This is a genomic window from Bacillus sp. SD088 (genome assembly GCF_017355205.1).
In the GTDB taxonomy this organism is placed as follows: domain Bacteria; phylum Bacillota; class Bacilli; order Bacillales; family Bacillaceae_C; genus Lederbergia.
In genome coordinates this window covers 61,201-81,805 of record NZ_JADIJK010000016.1, presented here as the reverse complement: position 1 = coordinate 81,805, position 20,605 = coordinate 61,201, and the positions used below count along the sequence as shown (strand labels likewise).

The window sequence follows — 20,605 nt, the reverse complement described above, 5'->3', positions numbered from 1 at the left end:
GTCATTTTTCATTCATCTCCCAATCTGATTTCACTTGCACATAGGCGCTATATGGATCTTTTGCTTTCGTAATCGAGCGGCCGACAACAATATGGGTCGAGCCAATTTCAGCAGCTTGTAGAGGGGTTACGATTCTAGTTTGATCATCTGCAGCATCACCTATTAATCGAATGCCTGGCGTTACACGCAAAAATTGCTCATCCGTTTTATCCTTTATCCCTCTTGCTTCTAGTGCAGAACAAACAACGCCATCTGCGCCAGCTTGCTGTGCTAATCCTGCATAATGAAGAACAGACTCTTCCAAGGGATGGGGAATCAATTGTTCTTGCTGCATTTGTTTCTCGCTCGTACTCGTCAATTGTGTTACAGCAATCATTTTAGGTCTCTTTTGCTTACCAATCAATCCATCATTTAATCCCCGGACAGCTGCCTGCATCATCTCTAATCCTCCTGCAGCATGAACATTAACCATATCGACTTCAAATTGAGCGAGCACCTTCATTGCGCTATAAACAGTATTCGGGATATCATGTAATTTCAGATCTAGAAAAATTTCGTGCCCATGCTCTTTTAGCAAAGCTAATAAACTAGGACCTTCTTTATAAAATAATTCCATCCCAACTTTTACATATAAGGATTCACCTTCAAAATGCTGTAAAAATTGTATTGCATCTTTCTTCTCTGAAAAATCAAGCGCGATAATAGGTTTAGCCCGCATATGTTTTCCAGCTCCTTCCAACCAATTCAGATATATGGGATACATTTAATTCAGCCAATTTTTGCGGAAGTTCCTCTATCAAGCGCGGGCAAATAAAAGGATCAGAAAAATTGATCGTTCCAACCGCTACTGCACTCGCTCCAGCATAATAATATTCAATAATATCATCAACAGATTCGATGCCGCCCATACCAATTATGGGAATGGATACTCTTTGACTGACTTCATATATCATTCGAATTGCCACTGGTTTGATTGCAGGTCCCGATAATCCTCCACTCTGATTGGCCAAGATTGGTTTACCAGTTTTTAAATCCAATCTCATACCAAGCAAGGTGTTAATCATTGTTAATCCATCTGCACCAGCTTCTTCTACAGCTTGTGCCATTCCAACAATATCGGCGACATTTGGAGAGAGTTTGACATAAACAGGAACGGCTGAAGCATCCTTCACTCTTTTCGTTAATTCAGCTGCAACATCAGGGATGGTCCCAAAAGCGATCCCACCTTTTTTCACATTTGGACAAGAAATATTTAATTCAAGGGCATGGACATTCGGTGCCTTCGAAATTTCTTTGGCCACCTCCACATAGTCCTCCATTTCGGAGCCAGCTACGTTTGCGATAATTGGCACATCAAATTGTTCTAACCATGGCAATTCATTCGCTAGAACTCCCTTTAGGCCAGGATTTTGCAAACCAATCGCATTCAACATTCCAGCTGCTGTTTCTGCCACTCGAGGGGTAGAATTTCCAAATCGTGGCTCAAGTGTCGTTGCTTTGATCATAATGGCGCCTAATGTACTCAAATCATATAATTGGCTAAATTCTCGACCAAATCCAAAACAGCCAGATGCAGGCATCACTGGATTTCTCAAAGATAATCCTGGTAATTCTACATGTAAGTGATTCATGTTAATACCACCCTTCCGATTGGAAAAACAGGACCATCACTACAAACTTTTACATAGTCTTTTCCATCTATTGGTTCATTGACATGGCATACACACGCAAAACAAGCGCCAATCCCGCATCCCATTCTTTGTTCCATTGATAAAAATCCTCTTCGCTCTTTATATTGTTGCTGCAAAGCATTCAACATAGGCGACGGGCCACAGGCAAAAAGCACATCAAAATCGATTTGCCTTTCTGTTATGGCATTTGTGACAAACCCTTGCGTTCCCCTTGAACCATCCACAGTTGCAATATACGTCTCACCATATTGTGCAAATTCTTGCTCATAAAAAACGACATCTTCTGATTGAAAACCAAGTATATGTTTCGTTTTTACCCCTTGTTTTGAAAGTTGCTTGGCCAGCTCATATAACGGAGGAACCCCAATCCCGCCTCCAACAAGCAGAGCCGTTTCTCCTGGATCAGTCGCATTCAAAGGAAAACCATTTCCTAAAGGCCCTAAAACATCAAGTTGATTATTCTCAGTTTGAAGGGAAAGTAAACTCGTTCCCTTCCCTTCCGCTCGATAAATAACCGTAAATTGCTGATTAGGTTTATCAATATGAGCAATACTGATAGGTCTTCTAAGGAGAGGATCCAGCCCCGGATTTGTCCGAATATGGACAAATTGACCGGGCTGACTCATTTGTTTTACCATGGCGCCTTCCAACGATAATTCAAATATATTGCTGGCAATCTCCTGTTGCGAAACAACACGCATCATTTCTTGTTGAATCAAAGTTGCATCGCCTCTTTTCTTTTAGCCACTCCTCCTACCATTGGCTCAGAGGAGAAAACCATCGATTCCAATACCCCCAAAATCGCTTCAGCCGTATCAAGTGATGTTAAGCAAGCAATCTCATTTTCTACAGACTCTCTTCTAATTCTAAATCCATCTCGTTCAGGTTGCTTTCCTTTTGTTAACGTATTGATAACAATTTGTGCCTTCCCTTGGCGGATCACATCAATCAAAGTAAGTCCCTCGGAGCCAATTTTCCCAACTACTTCAACAGGAATGCCTTCGTTGGCAATTACCTTTGCTGTCCCACTTGTAGCAAGAATACGATAGCCAATGGCTGAGAATCTTTGTGCCAATCGACGAGCTTCTTCTTTATCTTTATCAGCCACTGTAATTAAGACTGTCCCATACGTTTTAATTTCCATTCCAGATGCAACTAGTCCTTTGTACAAGGCTTTTTCCATCGTTCTATCTTTCCCCATTACTTCCCCAGTTGATTTCATTTCAGGTCCTAATGTAATGTCCACTCTTCTTAGTTTTGCAAACGAGAAGACAGGCACTTTCACATATACCCCTTCTTGTTCTGGAATGATACCAGTGGCATAGCCTAATTCAGGTAACGATTTTCCTAAGATCACCTTCGTTGCTACATTAGCCATTGGTACGCCGGTGATTTTGCTCAGGAAAGGAACGGTCCGGCTTGAACGCGGATTAACTTCGATCACATACAATTCATTTTGCGAAATAACATATTGGATGTTTAACAGACCGACAATTTCAAGGCCTTGTGCTAAACGCTTAGTATAATCGACAATTTTCTCCTTCATTTCAGCGCTAATGTTTTGCGGTGGATAAACAGCAATCGAATCACCAGAGTGAACACCCGCTCGCTCAATATGCTCCATGATACCTGGGATTAGGACATTCTCTCCATCGGAAATCGCATCGACTTCAATTTCCTTTCCTATTAAATAACGATCCACTAAAACAGGATGCTCTGGATTAATCTTCACCGCATTTTCCATATAGTGCAACAATTCTTTTTCTTCATAGACAATCTCCATCGCTCTTCCACCTAAAACATAGGATGGACGAACAAGAACTGGATAGCCAATTTCCGTGGCAATCTTCACCGCTTCTTCCACAGAGAATGCAGTTTTCCCTTTTGGTTGTGGAATTCGTAAATTTTCTAATGCTTGCTCAAATTTATCACGATTTTCAGCCCGATCTAGACTTTCTAGAGAAGTCCCCAAAATTTGCACGCCCCGACTTTCTAACTCATCAGCCAAATTAATCGCTGTTTGTCCTCCAAATTGGACCACAACTCCCTCTGGCTGCTCAAGGTCAATGACATGCATCACATCTTCGATTGTCAATGGTTCAAAATAAAGCTTATCCGAAATACTGAAATCTGTTGAGACCGTTTCAGGGTTATTATTAATGATAATCGCTTCGTAGCCTGCTTCCTGAATCGCCCAAACACTATGGACGGTTGCATAATCAAACTCAACCCCTTGGCCAATCCTAATTGGTCCTGATCCTAGTACGACAACGCTCTTCTTATCGCTCTGAGTTGATTCATTCTCTAGCTCGTAAGTTCCGTAAAAATAAGGTGTTTCGGCTTCAAATTCACCTGCACAAGTATCGACCTTTTTATAAACAGGCATAATGCCTTCTTCTTTTCTCCATGCATATATATCCTTCTCTGTGATGTTCCACAGCTTGGCGATCGTCTGATCACTAAAACCCAATTCCTTTGCTTTTCTTCCCCATTCGGTATCCTTGGGATAATCTCGTAATTGTTGTTCAAGCTTGATGATTTTTTCTAGCTTATACAAAAAGTAAAGGTCGATTTGACTCCATTCATGAATTTTCTCAATCGAGATCCCCTGTCTTAAAGCCTCTCCAATGAAGAATAATCGTTCATCTGTTGCTCTTTCAATCTGTTTTTGGAGCACCGCATATTCAATCTGTGAACTTCCGGGAAGTTCAAGATGGGAAATCCCGCTTTCCAATGAACGTACCGCTTTTAAGAGGGATTCCTCAAAGGTTCTGCCAATAGCCATCACTTCACCTGTTGCTTTCATCTGTGTTCCCAGACGTCTATTCGCAGATTCAAACTTATCAAATGGCCATCTCGGTATTTTTGTGACAATATAATCGATTGTTGGTTCAAAGCAAGCATATGTTTTACCAGTAACAGGATTCATGATTTCATCCAATGTGTAGCCTGCCGCAATCTTGGCAGCTAGTTTAGCGATTGGGAAGCCAGTCGCTTTGGATGCAAGCGCAGATGAGCGACTCACCCTTGGATTGACCTCAATACAGTAGTACTGAAAACTCTCCGGATCAAGAGCAAGTTGGACATTACATCCGCCTTCAATGCCTAGAGCACGTATCAGTTTTAGTGAGGCATTGCGCATGATTTGCAGTTCACGATCACTCAGTGTTTGACATGGTGCGACGACAATGGAGTCACCTGTATGGATTCCAACAGGATCGAAATTTTCCATATGACAGATCACGATCGCATTATCATTCGCATCTCTCATTACTTCAAATTCAATTTCTTTGAATCCGGCAATACTTTTTTCCACAAGACACTGATGAACTGGACTATGTTTCAATCCACTTGCTACAATTTCCTTTAATTGCTCTAGATTCTCACAAATTCCTCCACCTGTTCCTCCTAATGTATAAGCAGGTCTTACGATAATTGGATAGCCAATATTTTCAGCAAAAGAAATGGCTTCATCAATTGTATGAATAATATCACTATCTGGTACAGGCTCATTCAGCTGATTCATCAAAGTACGAAATTGGTCACGATCTTCTGCCTGCTCAATCGCTGATAGCTTTGTTCCGAGAATTTCAACCTTGCATTCTTCTAAAATCCCGGCTTGTGACAGCTGCATGGCCATATTCAAACCAGTTTGACCACCCAAAGTTGGTAAAATCGCATCAGGTCTTTCTTTGCGAATGATTCTTGCTACAAATTCTAATGTCAATGGTTCAATATAGACAGCATCCGCGATTTCTGTATCTGTCATAATCGTAGCAGGATTAGAGTTAATTAATATTACTCGATACCCCTCTTCTTTTAAAGCTAGACAGGCTTGGGTACCCGCATAATCAAATTCTGCTGCTTGGCCAATGACGATAGGACCAGATCCAATTACAAGTATACTTTTAATATCCGTTCTTTTAGGCATGTTGTGTCGCTCCTTTTTCTTGATGATCCTTTACATTCATCAGCTTCGTAAATTGATCCAATACTACTTTTCCATCTTCGGAACCTGGGGCTGCTTCCGGCTGGAATTGAATAGAAAAGGCTGGCCATTTTGTATGTTTCAATCCTTCGATTGAATGCCCATTGAGAGCTTGATGGGTTACGCTAAGCTTACTTGAATCAACGGATGCTCCTACTACTTCGTATCCATGATTCTGAGAGGTAAAAATTACCTTTCCAGTAGTGAGGTCTTTTACTGGATAACTTGATCCTCTATGGCCAAATGTCATTTTCTCGATTTGACAGCCATTGGCTAGTGCAAATAATTGATGGCCTAACCCAATTCCGAATAGAGGAATCTGTTTTTGCACAATCTGGATCATTTCACAAACTTGGAGGATATTCTCCGGATTGCCTGGTCCATTTGAAAGGAGAATTCCATCTGGTCTGTAAGCAAGGATCTCTTCGGCTGATGTGTCATAAGGAACGACGGTAATATCACATCCACGTTCTGTTAATTCTCGTAAAATACTATGCTTTAATCCAAAATCCACTACAACGACATTTTTCCCGCGACCTGGACTTGGAAAAGGTTTCGTTCTAGAAACATGCTTCACTTCATTTGAAGGATAGGTTGTGGCCCGTATTCGAATCAGTACATCTTCTGTTTTTTCATCGATATGACAAAAAATGCCTTTCATCGTTCCTTTTTCTCTAATTAATCGTGTTAGCTTTCTTGTGTCTACACCCGTAATACCTGGAATTTCCTTGAGCTTTAGAAATTCTCCAATTGACATGTTGGAACGCCAATTCGATGGGAAATCACATGCCTCTTTCACAACCATTCCTTTGATCATTGGTTGAATACTTTCAAAATCGTCACGGTTAATTCCATAGTTTCCAATGAGTGGATAGCTAAAGGTCAAGATTTGACCGTAATTAGAAGGATCAGAAATGATTTCCTGATAGCCGCTCATACTACTATTAAACACAACTTCCCCAGTGACTTCTTTTTCACTTCCAATGGCGTCTCCTACAAATACAGTACCATCTTCTAATACAAGTTTCCTTTTCATTAAGCTTCCTCTCCTTCAGACCATTTCAATTCTCCATTAACAAAGGTAGCGACAGGCCATCCTTGACATTTCCATCCCGCGAATGGTGTATTTTTCCCTTTAGAAACAAACTCATGAGGGTCGATTGTTTTTTCTTGATCTAAGTCAATCAATGTAAAATCTGCGGATACTCCAAGATTGATGTTTCCCTTATCAAGGTGAAACGTTTGAGCTGGCTTAATCGTTAACCAATCCAAAAGTTGTTCCAATTGGAAAATCCCTTTTTTGACAAAATGTGTGTAAAGAAGCGGGAAAGCTGTTTCTAAGCCCACGATTCCAAATGGGGATTGGCGCATCCCTTTCGCCTTATCCTCAGCTGTATGTGGGGCGTGGTCGGTCGCAATAAAATCAATCGTCCCATCCAGTAAACCTTCAATCAGTGCCTCTCGATCTTCTTTACTTCTTAAAGGTGGATTCATTTTGAAATTTGTATCTTCTCCAGGAATATCCTCTTCACAAAGCAATAAATGATGTGGCGACACTTCTGCTGTTACATGAATGCCCGCTCGTTTAGCATCTCTGACAGTCCTAACCGATTCTTTTGTACTGATATGACAAACATGATAATGGCAATTCGCTGCTTCCGCTAACAATACATCTCTAGCAATTTGTACAGATTCACAAATCGATGGGATACCTGGGATACCTGCTTGCTGGGAAAATTTCCCTTCATGAACAGCTCCACCATAAATAAGTGAGTTGTCTTCACAATGAGCCACGATAGCCATATCAAGCTGTGCGGCCTGTTTCATCGCTTCATACATCATAGCTGCCTCTTGCACGCCGACACCGTCATCAGTGAAAGCAAACGCACCAGCTTGCTTTAGTGCTTCAAAGTCTACAAGCTCTTCTCCCTTTTGTCCCACCGTGATCGCAGCATATGGTAAAACTTGAACATGCCCGCGTTCTTTACACTCGTTTACAAGCCAATTCATTTGTTCAGCCGAGTCAGGGACCGGATTCGTATTTGGCATAGCGGCAACAGTTGTAAAACCACCCTTTGCTGCAGCAAGTGTACCCGTTTCTATTGTCTCTTTCGCCTCACCACCTGGTTCGCGTAAATGAATATGTACATCAACCAATCCAGGGCTAAGCAACAATCCGTTTGCATTCCATTCCTTTTCACCATGATTCGAAAGATCTTTTCCAATTTCTTTTATTTTTCCATCAGTGACTCTTACATCTACTTTTTCTAGAGTATTAGTTGGTAAACTCGTGTTCTTAATTAACCAATTCATAAAAAATCTCCTCCTAGGATTCTAGTAATTTTCTTAAAACAGCCATTCTGACATAAACACCATTTTCCATTTGTTTGAAAATTCTTGAACGCTCACACTCTACTAAAGCATCAGCTATCTCTACCTGACGATTCACTGGTGCAGGGTGCATAATAATGCTCCCATTTTTCATTCTTTTTTCACGTTCCACTGTCAAGCCATGTTGCGTGTGATATTGTTCAGCTGTGATCGCTGATAAGCTTAAATGGCGCTCATGTTGAATTCGAAGGAGCATGACCACATCAACTGATTCAATAATTTCGTCTATATTGTAGTTAGGTGTTCCCTTATCCAAAAACCATTCATCAGGCCCAGAGAAAACAACTTCTGCTCCCAGTTCAGATAAGGCTTTTACATTTGATTTGGCTACACGACTATGGTTTAAATCCCCAATGATTGCCACCTTTAAACCTTGAAAGGAACCAAATTCTTGTTGAATGGTTAGCAGATCTAGTAAACATTGTGTAGGATGCTGTCCACAACCATCTCCTCCATTCACAAGATGAAGACCCACTCTGTCTTTTAAATCATTATAATAGGCTTCTTGTTCATGGCGGATCACAGCAATGGAGATCCCTATCGATTCTATAGTGCGAACTGTGTCATATAAACTCTCGCCTTTCGTTGTACTGCAGTATCCTCCATCAAAAGGGATCACATCGAGCCCAATCTTTCGTTCTGCCATTTCAAAGCTTGTTTTCGTTCTCGTACTTGGTTCAAAAAATAAATTGGCCGCATATGTCTTTTGTGCTGGAGACCAACTGTCGCCCTTTGCAAATGAATCGGCAATATGTAAAATTTCCAATATCTCGCTCGTCGTTAAATCATTCATAGTAAGCAAATGCTTCATTCCCGTTGCCTCCTCATTTTCCCCATAAAAAATCTCTCTGTCCAAATCCAGACAAAGAGGGTACAAAAAGAAGCAGGCAGAAATCGCTCCTGTTTTAACCTCCCTTTGTCAGTCTCTCTGGACTGTCTTTTAAAAGGGATTCCTATTTATTTATGAATGTTTACTTGATCCACCCCATCAGACTCTAAAAGTTCAACAACAACTTTCTCTTGACTTGATGTAGGGATGTTTTTTCCAATGAAATCGGCCCGGATAGGTAATTCTCGATGTCCGCGATCCACCAAAACGGCCAACTGAATGGATGAAGGGCGTCCAAAATCAACCAATGCATCCATTGCCGCTCTCACGGTTCGGCCAGTATATAAAACATCATCAACTAAAATGACTTTTCTATTTCTTGTTTCGACTGGTAGTTCAGACCCTCTTACTTCAGGCTCAGCATCAACTGTTTTATAAGTCAAGTCATCTCGGTAAAGGGTTATATCTAATTCTCCAACAGGGATTTTCTGCCCTTCAATTTGTTCGATGCGCTTCGCTAACCGTTCAGCTAGATGAATTCCTCTTGTTTTAATGCCAATCAAAATGCATTCTTCAATTCCTTTATTTCTTTCTAGAATTTCATGAGCAATTCTTGTTAAAGCCCTCTGAATCGATTTATCATCCAAAACCAATGTTTTTCCCATTATGACTCACCCCTCTTTGAAGAAATGAAAAACCCTCACACCTTAAGGTATGAGGGTATACGAATCCCAAAATGAATGACTTATGTCATGTTGACACAAGCAGTGGTTTGTATCCTTCATAGCCTCACAGGACTACATTAAAGGTTTATATGTAACTATCCATACTATATACATTCCATTGACGATTGTCAATGATTTTTCATTAAGAAAATTCTCGTAATACATCGGAAATAAGCTTGAGAGTCCCATCTATTTCTTTTATCATGGATGAATGAATCCCAATACATCAGGTGTAACACTCCAATTATTTATTTTCTCCTCGAAGCAAAACTGTGATGATGACAATTATCATCAATTGAATCACTTTCATAATTCCTTTTTGTAAAAAACATACCGTCAAAATAAATGTAATACAGTCTATAAAACACAATGCAAGAGCCTATAACCGTTCAGGCGGACGCATTCCGGGGGGCAGCTCATACGCTCCTAGGAGATCTCACTTGTCACGCTAATCCCCCAGGAGTCGTCGCCTTCCACTATCATCAACTAGTTTATCTTTTGACAATTCAATTTGAAAATAAATTCATAAGCTCTAGTTTTGATGATACAGCTTATTATAAAGCCTTTTTAAATCAAGCAGACTCTCATGTTTTCCATCTTCAACAATTTTTCCGTTGTCTACCACCAGTATTCGGTCTGCTTGCTGTGCTAACGACAAATTATGTGTAACAAATAGAACGGTGGTCCCACTTTCTATCAATTCCGCAATCGATTTGGAAACAAGTCTTTCAGATTCCTGATCCAAAGCTGAAGTGACCTCATCCAAAATAACAAGCGGAGCATGGCGGATAAAAGCCCTTGCTAAAGCAATTCTTTGCCTTTGTCCACCAGACAGGGAAGACCCTCTTTCCTTTATAGCAGTCTCATATTGTTGATGAAATCCTTCAATAAATTGGTGAGCGTTGGCAAGTTGAGCTGCCTCCATTACTTCCTCCATCGTTACTTGATCTTTATTTCCTAATTCAATATTTTCTCGAATCGTTCCTGAGAAGAGATATGATGATTGAGAAACATAGGCAATTTTTTCTTTTATCTTTTCACTGTTTTCATCGAATGATTGGCCAAAAATGTTTATAGAACCACTGTCCAACTCATATAGACCAGAGCATAATTTGGCCAAAGTCGATTTCCCGGATCCACTAGGTCCCACAACGGCTACTGAGCTGCCCGCATCGATCGTCAGGTTCAACTGCTGAAAAAGTGGTTTATTTTCCTGATAGGAGAATATCCCATTGGCAATTTGCAAAGCTTGTGCGGAAGCAGCGGGTGTCTGTCTCATAGGCTGCGATTCCGTATCCTTCTCCTCATGCCGATGAAGTAAATGACCAATCTTAAAAACTCGATCCCCCGCTCCTAACGACTTTTGAAGCTCTCCCCACATCTGTGAAATTCCGAGAAAGGGACCCATTAATCGCATCGTTAAAAACAAGAAGGCCAATACTTCTCCAGGGGTAAGCTCTCCCCGAATAGCTGTTGCAGCAATTAAAAATGCAGAGGCATAGGCTATGGTATGAAAGGACAACTCACTACTTTGCTCCCTGCCTGCAGTAAGCAGCGCTCGCTTTAAAAATAATTTATTTTGTTGTTCTCTTTGCAAATGATATTTATCTTCCATTGATTTCTCAACACGTAAGGATTTCACAACTTTTAGTTCCTGAACAATTTCTTGTAGTAGATTGCGAACATCAGCGTCCTTTCTTTGAACATCAACTGTAATCGCTCTTATTTTCTTATCAAAAAATTTGCCAATAAAAAATGAGATAGGCCCTCCTATTAAGGCTAGCAACGCTACGAGCCAATCAATTCTTACCAAATAAATAAATACGACAGCAGTTGTTAGTATATGAAACACGATATTAAAGATAAGATAATGGATGATATCACTTGCCGCAGGGGCATCCTTATTAATCCGATTCACTAAATCACCTGATGAAAATCGATTTGCTTTTAACAGTGGAATCTTATTACACTCTTCAAAAAAGTCTAAAGAAAAGTCTCGAGAAATGTACGCAATTGACATGTTTTTTAAAATAAATTGAATAACCATCATCAACAAACAACCGATTCCGACTGCTAAACCGAATCGGACAAAAAATAATAGTTTTTCAAGAGAACCTTGATCAATGGTATCAATAAAAATTTCCTGAATCCAAGTACTCCCAACACTAAATAGAATATCAATCCCCATTAATAAAATCGCTAGCACAAATATAAAAAGATACGATTTAGTATATGTCATCATATGTCTCGTTAGTGTCCATAGACTTAATTTTTGAATCATAATACAATCTCCCCTTGACTACTATCATACATTTCAGAGAATTTCCCTTTCCTTTGAATCAATTCTATCCGGCTACCTGACTCGACAATCTCTCCCTTTTCTATTAGGATGATTTGATCAACATTTTGAATGGTTGCCAAGCGATGTGTAATAATGAGAACTGTTCTTCCATAAAACAAATTTTCAAATGCTTTTACGATCAATGATTCATTTTCCGTATCCAATGCAGAGGTTGGTTCATCAAGAATGACTATTTCCGGAGTGGCTAGAAATGCTCGAGCTATAGCAATTCTCTGCTTTTCTCCACCTGAAAGTTGCACACCATTCTCGCCGATCACACTATTATATTGTTGCTCATTGTTTTGAATAAAATCATGAATCTGTGCTGATTTAGCGGCAGCAACTACCTCATCAAGCGTCGCTTTCTCTTTCCCCATTGCTATATTCTCGAAAATAGTTCCTGTAAACAATACAGGGTCCTGCGGAATATAAGCAATTTTGCTTCTCCACTCAGAAACATGGATTTTATGAAGGGGCCTACCTCCGATCAAAATTTTGCCACTGCTCGGTTCATATAAGCCTAACAATAAATTGGCAACGGTACTTTTTCCACTTCCACTTGGACCAATCAGTGCAGTAGTTGTCCCCTTTTGTAAAGTTAGCGTTACCTGTTTAAGTGCATTCTTATGTGTGCGATAAGAAAAAGAAACCGTCTTAAAGGTTATATCCCCTATAGTTATTGGTTCATAGTCTTTTTCTTCTTTATCCTCTTCCGAGAGATCTAATAACTCAAAAATGCGGCTACCATGCGCCAAGGCATGTTGGAATTGTGCCCATATACCTGATAAGCCTGAAAGTGGAAAAGCAAACCTTTCAAAAGAAACAGCAAAAGCTACGACTGCCCCCACTTCCAATTGATTTTGTGTGACTAAATAACCACCAAAACCAAAAACAAATAAAACTCCGAACAACCAGATGAAGGTGTGACTGCGAAATAAAATGACTTCATAACGTTGGACTTTAAAATGATCGTGTAAATAGCGATTGTATTTCTGTTCTAAAATATGTTTCATTTTTCCCACAAGCGAATAGCTCCTCACAACTTCCCCACCCTGAATCACCTCTTGAACGAAGGACTCTTTTTCCGCTTGAGCAATTTGCCTTGTTTTATAAAGTTTTCTCAATGGCTTGGATGTGAAATTAATAATGATCGGCAGGATAATAGCGATCAGCAAGGCGCCTAGGGTTAAGGATAAGTTAATAAAAGAAAGATAAGTTAATAGAAAAACAATCTGCAAGACGTTTTCAATCACTTGCTGCGCTTTCTCATTTACACCGTTTTGCGCATGCCGGATTGAATCATCGATTCTGTTCAGCACATCACCAGAATGATATTCATCCAGTTCAACCGTTTTTGCCCTTAAAACTTTTTTTAACACAATTGACTGCATATCAAGAGTAGAGCGATACGTTAACCTTTCGGACAATATTTTCTTTGACAATCCACCCATGAACTGAACAATTAATATGCCGACCGCCATTATTAGTGTATTCATTAGTAATGCCATATTTTGATCGACAGCCGCATTTGCTAATCTCCTTAGCATTTCTGCTGTCGCCACACCGATAAGAGACAGTAAAAAGGTTAGTAGACAAAGAAAGGTGTACCACAGCCAATAACGTTTTCCCATTTTTAGTAATCTAATAAATGTGTCAAAGGTGGATAGCCTTTTCACAAACTATCACTTCCTTTCTTAACTAAGATAGAAATTCCATGGAGAAACATTAATTATATCTTGAAACCCATCCGCACTAATTTTCAAGCATAATACTGCGCCTGCGCATTCCATAATTGATAATATTTTCCGCCTGTATCCTGTAGTAACATTTCGTGACTCCCAGTTTGAATGATTTTACCGCTATCAAACACATTAATCGTGTCACAGAATTTACATGAAGAAAGTCTGTGAGAAATGTAGATCGCTGCCTTTTTACCAATTAGCTCATTAAATCGAGTATAAATATCAAACTCAGCAACCGGATCCAAGGATGCCGTCGGTTCATCAAGTATAATAAATGGAGAATCTTTATAATGCGCACGAGCTATGGCCAATTTTTGTTCCTCTCCGCCTGAAAGATCGACACCATCCCCATCGACATATTTATAAATATATTGTTTTAATTTTAATGGTAGCTTTCGTACAGACGCATCAATCCCGGCAACTTTTATCGATTGCCAAGCTTTTTCATCATCATACTCTTGAGAGGTTGCAATATTTTCTCCGATTGGTAAGGAAAGTAGTTTGAAATCTTGAAACACTAAAGAGAATAATTTCAAATATTCCTCATGGTCATACTCTCTAATATCCTTTCCATTTAAAGTGATATAGCCTTCATCTGGTTGATACAACCCACAAAGTAACTTGATCATGGTGGTTTTCCCTGAACCATTCATTCCGACAACTGCAATACGACTATTCGAAGATAATTTCATCGAGACATTCTTAACGGCGTATTCCCCACTATTTGGATACCGAAAGCTGACATTGTGAAAGGCTACCACCCAATTTTCATTATTGTTTTCAGGTAATTGTTTCCCTGTATGTTGCTTGGAAGGGGCATCAATAAATTCAAAAAACGATCTTAAATAGTTGTTGTTACTTTTGACCTGAGAGAGTGCAATAAATAATTTATTGATAGTAGATATAATGATTGTGATAGAAGCATAACTTTTTGTTACATCACCTAAGGTAATATACCCAGCAAGAGCCCGGAGACCAACATAGATATAAGCGTATCCCCCAACAAGTGTTGAAATGAGTACATTAATCCCAAAATACTTTTGGTAAAGGCTGTATCTTCCATTTAAAACGTTCATCCATGGTAAGCGCCCCTTTGAAAGCACTTCGCCAATGATTAATTTTCTCTGATTAAATATGTGGATGTCTTTCCCCGCCTGATCATCCTCCATATAATGATAATGATAGTAATCCAGATATTTATTTGTTGAGCTGTTTTGTGCCAAGTTATATTCTTTCTCACTTACTTTTTTTGAATTTATGGCAGAAAAAACCACACTGCTTACGATCACCGCTAATGTCAATACGAGAAATAAAATAGAAGTTCCACTAAAACCAGCATTCATCGTATCTAGAGATGAGACAAATAATATTACTAAAGCAATGATGAGAGAGAGAAGATTTTTTACAATGTCACATACTAATCTTATAACTGCAGCCATGCCCCCGTTTGTTAAAAACATAATTTCAACGATCTTTGCATGCAATTCCGTGTATTTTGGATTTTCTTGCATCGCATAATCCATTGAATATCTTTTGTTATTTAGATAGTTTTTAACGTTTGGTACAAACATTGTATTGAGCACGTTTATTTTTTTCGTTAAAAGTAAATTGATCACAGTAAAAAGAGCGGTCCCGCCCACAGAGATTAATACATATAAAAGCAATACATTAAGATCTTTCTCTCCAACCAATTCATCGATAATAAGAGCGGACATATAAATGGCAATGAAAGGAACTGTAGCCTCCAGGACAGATTTTATCACACTGAATTCTAAATTCTTTGGAGATAATTCCTTCACGATACGGCAGGCTCGGTTCATGACACGGAATTCATCAACAACCTTTTTGATATGGGTTTTTATGGTCATATTAAGCTTCCCCCACTGTTTTCTTTATAGTAATAGCTTTGAACATCAAAAATCTCTTTATATTTTCCTTCACGTGCCATGAGTTCATCGTGTGATCCTGTTTCACATATGTTTCCATTTTCGATATAAATGATTCTGTCACAAAAACGTGTGGATGAAAGCCGATGCGAAATAAATATTGATGTTTTGTTTTGTGTCAGTTCATTATATTTTTGATACATCAAGTCCTCGGCAATCGGATCCAGAGCGGCGGTTGGCTCATCCAGAATAATGAGCGATGCGTCTTTATAAAGGGCTCGCGCCAGCATTAATTTTTGTATTTCGCCCCCAGACAAATGAACGCCATTTTCGGTTATATTCGGAAGAAGGTTGGTATGATAGTCATTAGGTAATTGCTCGATTTTTTCACTTAATCCCGCCTGACGAATTACGTTGCTCAACTTCTCTTCGTCAAACTCTGGTTCCTGGCAAAATGTAATATTTTGTGCAATGCTCATTGGTAACAAACTCACATTTTGAAACACGGCCGTAATCAGCGAATAATATTCATCTCGGTTATACTCCGTAATATCTGTTCCATTCATAAGAATACGACCACTTACTGGTTGCAAAAGGCCGCACATAAGTTTAATCAGGGTTGTCTTCCCTGCCCCGTTCGCCCCAACAATAGCAAGCTTTTCCCCTGCATGAATCTTTAGATTCATTTTATCGATAATGACTTGATCGCTTCCCTCATAACTAAAACTGACATTTTCAAGAACAAGTTCAACTGGCTGGTCATATGCAGGTAAGCTTGCCCCGTTCTCTCTATTGAATTTATCTTTTGTGTCGAGCAAATAACGATAATCATCAACCGAAAAATTTGCATTAGTTAGATTTTTAAAGCGCTCAACAATTTCCTCCAACCATTGCGCAAATCCAGTAATAGCACCAAAGAAGAGAATAAAATCACCGATTGTCATATCAGTCGTGAGCATTTTCCAAATTAAGAAGATATACCCTCCACCATTTCTAATCAAAAACAGAAGCACTTCAAATAATCCTTGCATCAAGTGCTTTGTTTGTACCTGGTTTTCTAAATGTTCCTTCTCGCCCATATACGAATGAACTGTCCGATTAATCCAATTTTTCATATGATAAACACGAATATCTTTGGCGAAAGCAAGACTATTTATTTCTTGAAGCATATAGTAAATTTTATTATCAATGGTCGCTCGCTTATCTTTAATTCGATGTTCCATTCTCTGGATAAGAAAAGAAATATAAGCATCTGCCAGATAACTAATGAGCAAGATCACGATTACAATTGGATGTAAGAGCAGGATAATAGCGCTGAAAGAAATCAAGCCAAAGAGACTTTTTACTAAATACGTACTATTTGGATAAAAAGAGGCCATGTTCACCAAAATATTTCTACTTGTTGCATCATGTCCCTTTTCAATTTTTATTTTGCCTTCTGGTGAAGACGAGAGAGCATAGTCCATATCAAGAATTTTCCAATCCTTTTCAATGTAAAAGTGCATGTTTAATATTTTTACAGTACTTTTCAAAACTCCTTGTTCTGAATAGTGACTAAAATACCTTAAAACCATGAGTCCAATGGTTATTGTGCCAATAGTAGCTATAAAAACAGGTGGTGAAACAGAGCGATTGATCGAATCCAGTACAACCTTTGGCAACCATATTGCGATTAATGAAACAATCAAATCGAAAATAATATAAACAATCGGAAATAATAACGCTTTCTTTTCGAAACTCCATTGTTCCCGAAACATAAATTTCATATTATCAAAAAATCCATGTGAGATCTTATCTTTCGTATTTTTCATTCTGTATACTCCTTTTACAAGAATTACGGCCAAAACGGTATCTGTATTTCTACATGTATGTTTTAATTTCTTCCCTCCCGAATAATCTCACTAAATAAATCATGACCATAACTTGTTGGAAGAGGTTCTCCTAAAGTAAGCTTAAAAGATCGCTTTCCAAAAGGAAGCCGCTCAGCCATTAAAAAGAGAGCGTCTTCGAGACTTCTCTCGTACAATCCTCTTGATAATTCATAAAAGTGAGTAACAATAAAAACCTTAAGTTTTAGTTCATAAAAAACAGCAAGCATGTCCCTAGCTATGACAGATCCCTCTCTTTCTGCAGTAGAGGCAAAGGGTTCATTCATTAGAAGGAGAGAGCTAGGAGTAAGTTCGTCCACGATGTGATCTAGTTTTGATAGCTCCTCATCCAACTTACCGCTATTTAGATTGTCATCCTCTTCCCGAGTAAAATAAGTAAATATTCGATCACATAAGTTAGCTTGAAAAAAGGTGGCAGGGACAAATAGACCGCATTGCATCATTAGCTGTGCTAAGCCAATGCTTCGTAAAAAAGTCGATTTTCCACCTTGATTCGCTCCTGTAATCATAAATAAAGTCATCTCGTCTGCCTGTAGGTCATTGGTAATCGGTTGTTGTCCCAAACTAATGGCCAAGCTAGGGTCATATAATCCCCTAAAAGTTAAGGATCTCACGTTAGTGTTAAGTGGTACTGGAAAAGATAGTTGGCATCCCTTCTTAGTAAGTTCCTCGTGTAAATATACGCAGCTCACATAGAAACTGCTCTCAAAACGTAATACATCAATGAATTTTAAAGTGTGATCAAGAAAACGTTTGATAATAACTAAGATATTATTAAAGATTTTTTCTTTCATTTCATTTAAGTTATATGCAAAACTAGGCAAATTGGATGATCTTATCTTTTTTTTGGTTATAAAAGTTGGAGTTCTCGCATCCAACTCTCTAAGCAAATAATCCGTTCCCTTAAGTCCCTCTCCAATTCTTGCACCAATTCTGAGTTGGCTCGTTTTAAGAGTCTTTTGAAGCAGAATAAGATGTGTGTTAGCCTCTGTTAGAAACGAATCAGGATATGCTTTATCCATTTGCTTAAATAAAGTAATAAGTGCTTTTGAGTGATATTCATGTTTAGTGCTTTTATTCAAATTCCGCAGTTCTCGCAATTTAGGTAAAATAAACGCTAATAAAGTCACTACTGTTGTCATCTTTTCCCAAAAAGCTATACCAGGGGAAATATTTGGTTTCATAACATAACGATAATCCTTGGATTCTTCTACAATTTCTGAAGCTATGCTATATATCTTTTTGATGAGCACAGGATTGTTTATACTATCCTTTAAGATATGCTGCCTATATAGGAGAACATCACGATTGGTTTCACTATGTAAGATAATTTTCTTTGTCGTTTGATAAAGAAATGGATCGCCCTGGGACATGGTTTGTAAAAGTGGATCTATGTGCAAATCTTGCATTAATTCTTGGTCATCCAATTCAAGGCTTGGAATAAATTCTTGAGATTCATAGAGCAACATCGGTCTCATCTTAGGATTCTCTCCTTTATTCTTGATGGTGTAAGGTCATATTTCTCGACAATACTTGCGGCATACACCAAACCATCCGTAGGTCTTCTCCTGATTCTATAAGTTCTTTTTGAGGAATCTTTTGGGTCAACCGTTGATACTAAGCTCACCGTATTATCAAGTGCATTAGCTAATTCAAAAAGATGGGTAACATATAAACATAGAGTTCCTTGGTGCATTAATTTTCGTAATACCTTCTTTCCCATATCATACCCATCGCGAGTAGCTGTTGTGGAAAAAATCTCGTTAAATAGTATGACACTCTCACCAGTAGCCTGCTTTAATATTGTTTTCAGCCTAAGAAGTTCATCCTGTAATTGCCCCGTATTCGTACCAAATTGTTCTTCTGAACTAAAATGAGTAAACAGCTGGTCGAAAAAATAAAGGTTTGCATCTTTACATGGTACTGGGCAACCAATTGCACTCAAGTAAAAAATTTGTCCAAGTGATCTGGCAAAGGTCGTTTTCCCTCCTTGGTTTGGCCCGGTTAATACACAAATTTTCTCATTTTCATTAACAGAAAAATCATTGCAAATAATGCTTGTTCCTAAAGGTAAATGAGAGGTAGCCAGAGAAAGATCGTATCCCGAAACAATTTGCACGTCTTTACGCTTAGAGATTACGGGGTAACAATAGTCTAGTCCTAAATCTTTGAAGGTCTGAAAGTACTCCAAACAAGCAATGTAAAATTGAATTTCGTGCTCAAATGTCATAATAGAACTATTGATAAATGTTAGATAGTTTTCATAGTATGCTTTAAGCTTAAGGAAAGAGGTTGGATGTTGCTTTCTAATAATTGTTAAAATATCTCTTTCTATCTCTGAAAATTGTAGTCCAGCAAACAGGCGAATACTATAATTCTCCGTTTCATCGTGCTCTTGCTGAAAGGTCTTACTTAATGATTGACAGTAATCCATTTCATCATCCTGTGGGTAAATTGCAATATTATCTTCAGATAGGATTATACTATAATGGATAGCAGCAAAGGCCTTTTGTAGCTCAGAAGTTTCTTTCCACAAGGTAATAAAGTAGGGACTATTAACAAAATAGCTGATCCACTTTAAAAAATTCTGCATGCCTATTGATTTTAAATCAGCAGCATTCAGGATACGATGTAAGTTGATAATTCCATTACAATAGGAAAATGCAGCATCAAGCACCCATTTTTGCGACTGATGCTGGTCCTTGGAAAGTTCACTATTGCTTACGTATTTCCGCACCTTTTTCATAGCTCGAGAAAACTCGGAAAAATGTTCGAGTAAATCACAACCATCGATGTCTTTCATGATATCGAGTCGATACTTGATTGCAGCAATATTCGGCAGCTTATAATAAAATAACCATTCAAGGTCGTATTCTTCTTTTCCAGCTAAAATACTTTTGATAATTGTATCCATATGAACATCATGAAAAAACTTAGCGTTTCCACATCTTGATCGAATTTTCGCCTCAACGCTATGGTCAAATAAAATACTTTGATATTTCATCGTTCTTCAAACCCTTCATAAGTGGCTCCAACCTTTAGGGGCCGGGAAAAACCGAACTACTTGGGTGCATATACCTCCGCTCCGGAAATATACTTCGCTAAGGTAATGCATTGTTCGTC

General features: G+C 38.7%; 14 protein-coding genes. All 14 read right to left on the bottom strand.

Annotated features, from left to right (window positions below; translation table 11 throughout):
- Window position 1: 1 nt before the first annotated feature.
- The 14 genes from pyrF to IPU53_RS14950 all read right to left on the bottom strand — a co-directional run bounded on the left by pyrF (window position 2) and on the right by IPU53_RS14950 (window position 20,486).
- Window positions 2–718 carry an orotidine-5'-phosphate decarboxylase gene (pyrF, locus tag IPU53_RS15015; RefSeq protein WP_207451835.1) on the bottom strand — a complete coding sequence of 239 codons (717 nt, stop codon included), beginning with the start codon at window positions 716–718 and terminating at the stop codon, window positions 2–4.
- Entirely contained in the window at window positions 708–1,631 is a 924-nt protein-coding gene (locus IPU53_RS15010; RefSeq protein WP_207451834.1) for a dihydroorotate dehydrogenase, read from the bottom strand. Before IPU53_RS15010 ends, pyrF begins: the two co-directional genes overlap by 11 nt.
- Window positions 1,628–2,410 (bottom strand): dihydroorotate dehydrogenase electron transfer subunit, encoded by a 783-nt coding sequence (locus IPU53_RS15005; protein WP_207451833.1) that lies wholly within the window; start codon window positions 2,408–2,410, stop codon window positions 1,628–1,630. Before IPU53_RS15005 ends, IPU53_RS15010 begins: the two co-directional genes overlap by 4 nt.
- On the bottom strand, window positions 2,407–5,622 hold the full coding sequence (gene carB / locus IPU53_RS15000; protein WP_207451832.1) for a carbamoyl-phosphate synthase large subunit: 3,216 nt from the start codon (window positions 5,620–5,622) through the stop codon (window positions 2,407–2,409). Before carB ends, IPU53_RS15005 begins: the two co-directional genes overlap by 4 nt.
- Complete coding sequence (locus IPU53_RS14995) at window positions 5,615–6,715, bottom strand: carbamoyl phosphate synthase small subunit (RefSeq protein WP_207451831.1); 1,101 nt, start codon at window positions 6,713–6,715, stop codon at window positions 5,615–5,617. The genes carB and IPU53_RS14995 overlap by 8 nt, the downstream gene beginning before the upstream one ends.
- Window positions 6,715–7,992 carry a dihydroorotase gene (locus IPU53_RS14990; protein WP_207451830.1) on the bottom strand — a complete coding sequence of 426 codons (1,278 nt, stop codon included), beginning with the start codon at window positions 7,990–7,992 and terminating at the stop codon, window positions 6,715–6,717. The genes IPU53_RS14995 and IPU53_RS14990 overlap by 1 nt, the downstream gene beginning before the upstream one ends.
- A 13-nt stretch (window positions 7,993–8,005) precedes the next feature.
- Entirely contained in the window at window positions 8,006–8,881 is an 876-nt protein-coding gene (locus tag IPU53_RS14985; RefSeq protein ID WP_207451829.1) for an aspartate carbamoyltransferase catalytic subunit, read from the bottom strand.
- A gap of 146 nt (window positions 8,882–9,027) precedes the next feature.
- Entirely contained in the window at window positions 9,028–9,564 is a 537-nt protein-coding gene (gene pyrR / locus IPU53_RS14980; RefSeq protein ID WP_207451828.1) for a bifunctional pyr operon transcriptional regulator/uracil phosphoribosyltransferase PyrR, read from the bottom strand.
- A gap of 592 nt (window positions 9,565–10,156) precedes the next feature.
- On the bottom strand, window positions 10,157–11,905 hold the full coding sequence (locus tag IPU53_RS14975) for an ABC transporter ATP-binding protein (protein WP_207451827.1): 1,749 nt from the start codon (window positions 11,903–11,905) through the stop codon (window positions 10,157–10,159).
- Entirely contained in the window at window positions 11,902–13,641 is a 1,740-nt protein-coding gene (locus IPU53_RS14970) for an ABC transporter ATP-binding protein (protein ID WP_207451826.1), read from the bottom strand. Before IPU53_RS14970 ends, IPU53_RS14975 begins: the two co-directional genes overlap by 4 nt.
- 83 nt (window positions 13,642–13,724) lie before the next feature.
- Window positions 13,725–15,575, bottom strand: coding sequence for an ABC transporter ATP-binding protein (locus tag IPU53_RS14965; RefSeq protein WP_207451825.1), 1,851 nt, complete (start codon window positions 15,573–15,575; stop codon window positions 13,725–13,727).
- Window positions 15,572–17,404 carry an ABC transporter ATP-binding protein gene (locus IPU53_RS14960; RefSeq protein ID WP_207451824.1) on the bottom strand — a complete coding sequence of 611 codons (1,833 nt, stop codon included), beginning with the start codon at window positions 17,402–17,404 and terminating at the stop codon, window positions 15,572–15,574. Before IPU53_RS14960 ends, IPU53_RS14965 begins: the two co-directional genes overlap by 4 nt.
- Window positions 17,405–17,466: 62 nt before the next feature.
- On the bottom strand, window positions 17,467–18,960 hold the full coding sequence (locus IPU53_RS14955; RefSeq protein ID WP_207451823.1) for a MutS-related protein: 1,494 nt from the start codon (window positions 18,958–18,960) through the stop codon (window positions 17,467–17,469).
- Window positions 18,957–20,486, bottom strand: coding sequence for a MutS-related protein (locus tag IPU53_RS14950; protein ID WP_207451822.1), 1,530 nt, complete (start codon window positions 20,484–20,486; stop codon window positions 18,957–18,959). Before IPU53_RS14950 ends, IPU53_RS14955 begins: the two co-directional genes overlap by 4 nt.
- Between the last annotated feature and the right edge of the window lie 119 nt (window positions 20,487–20,605).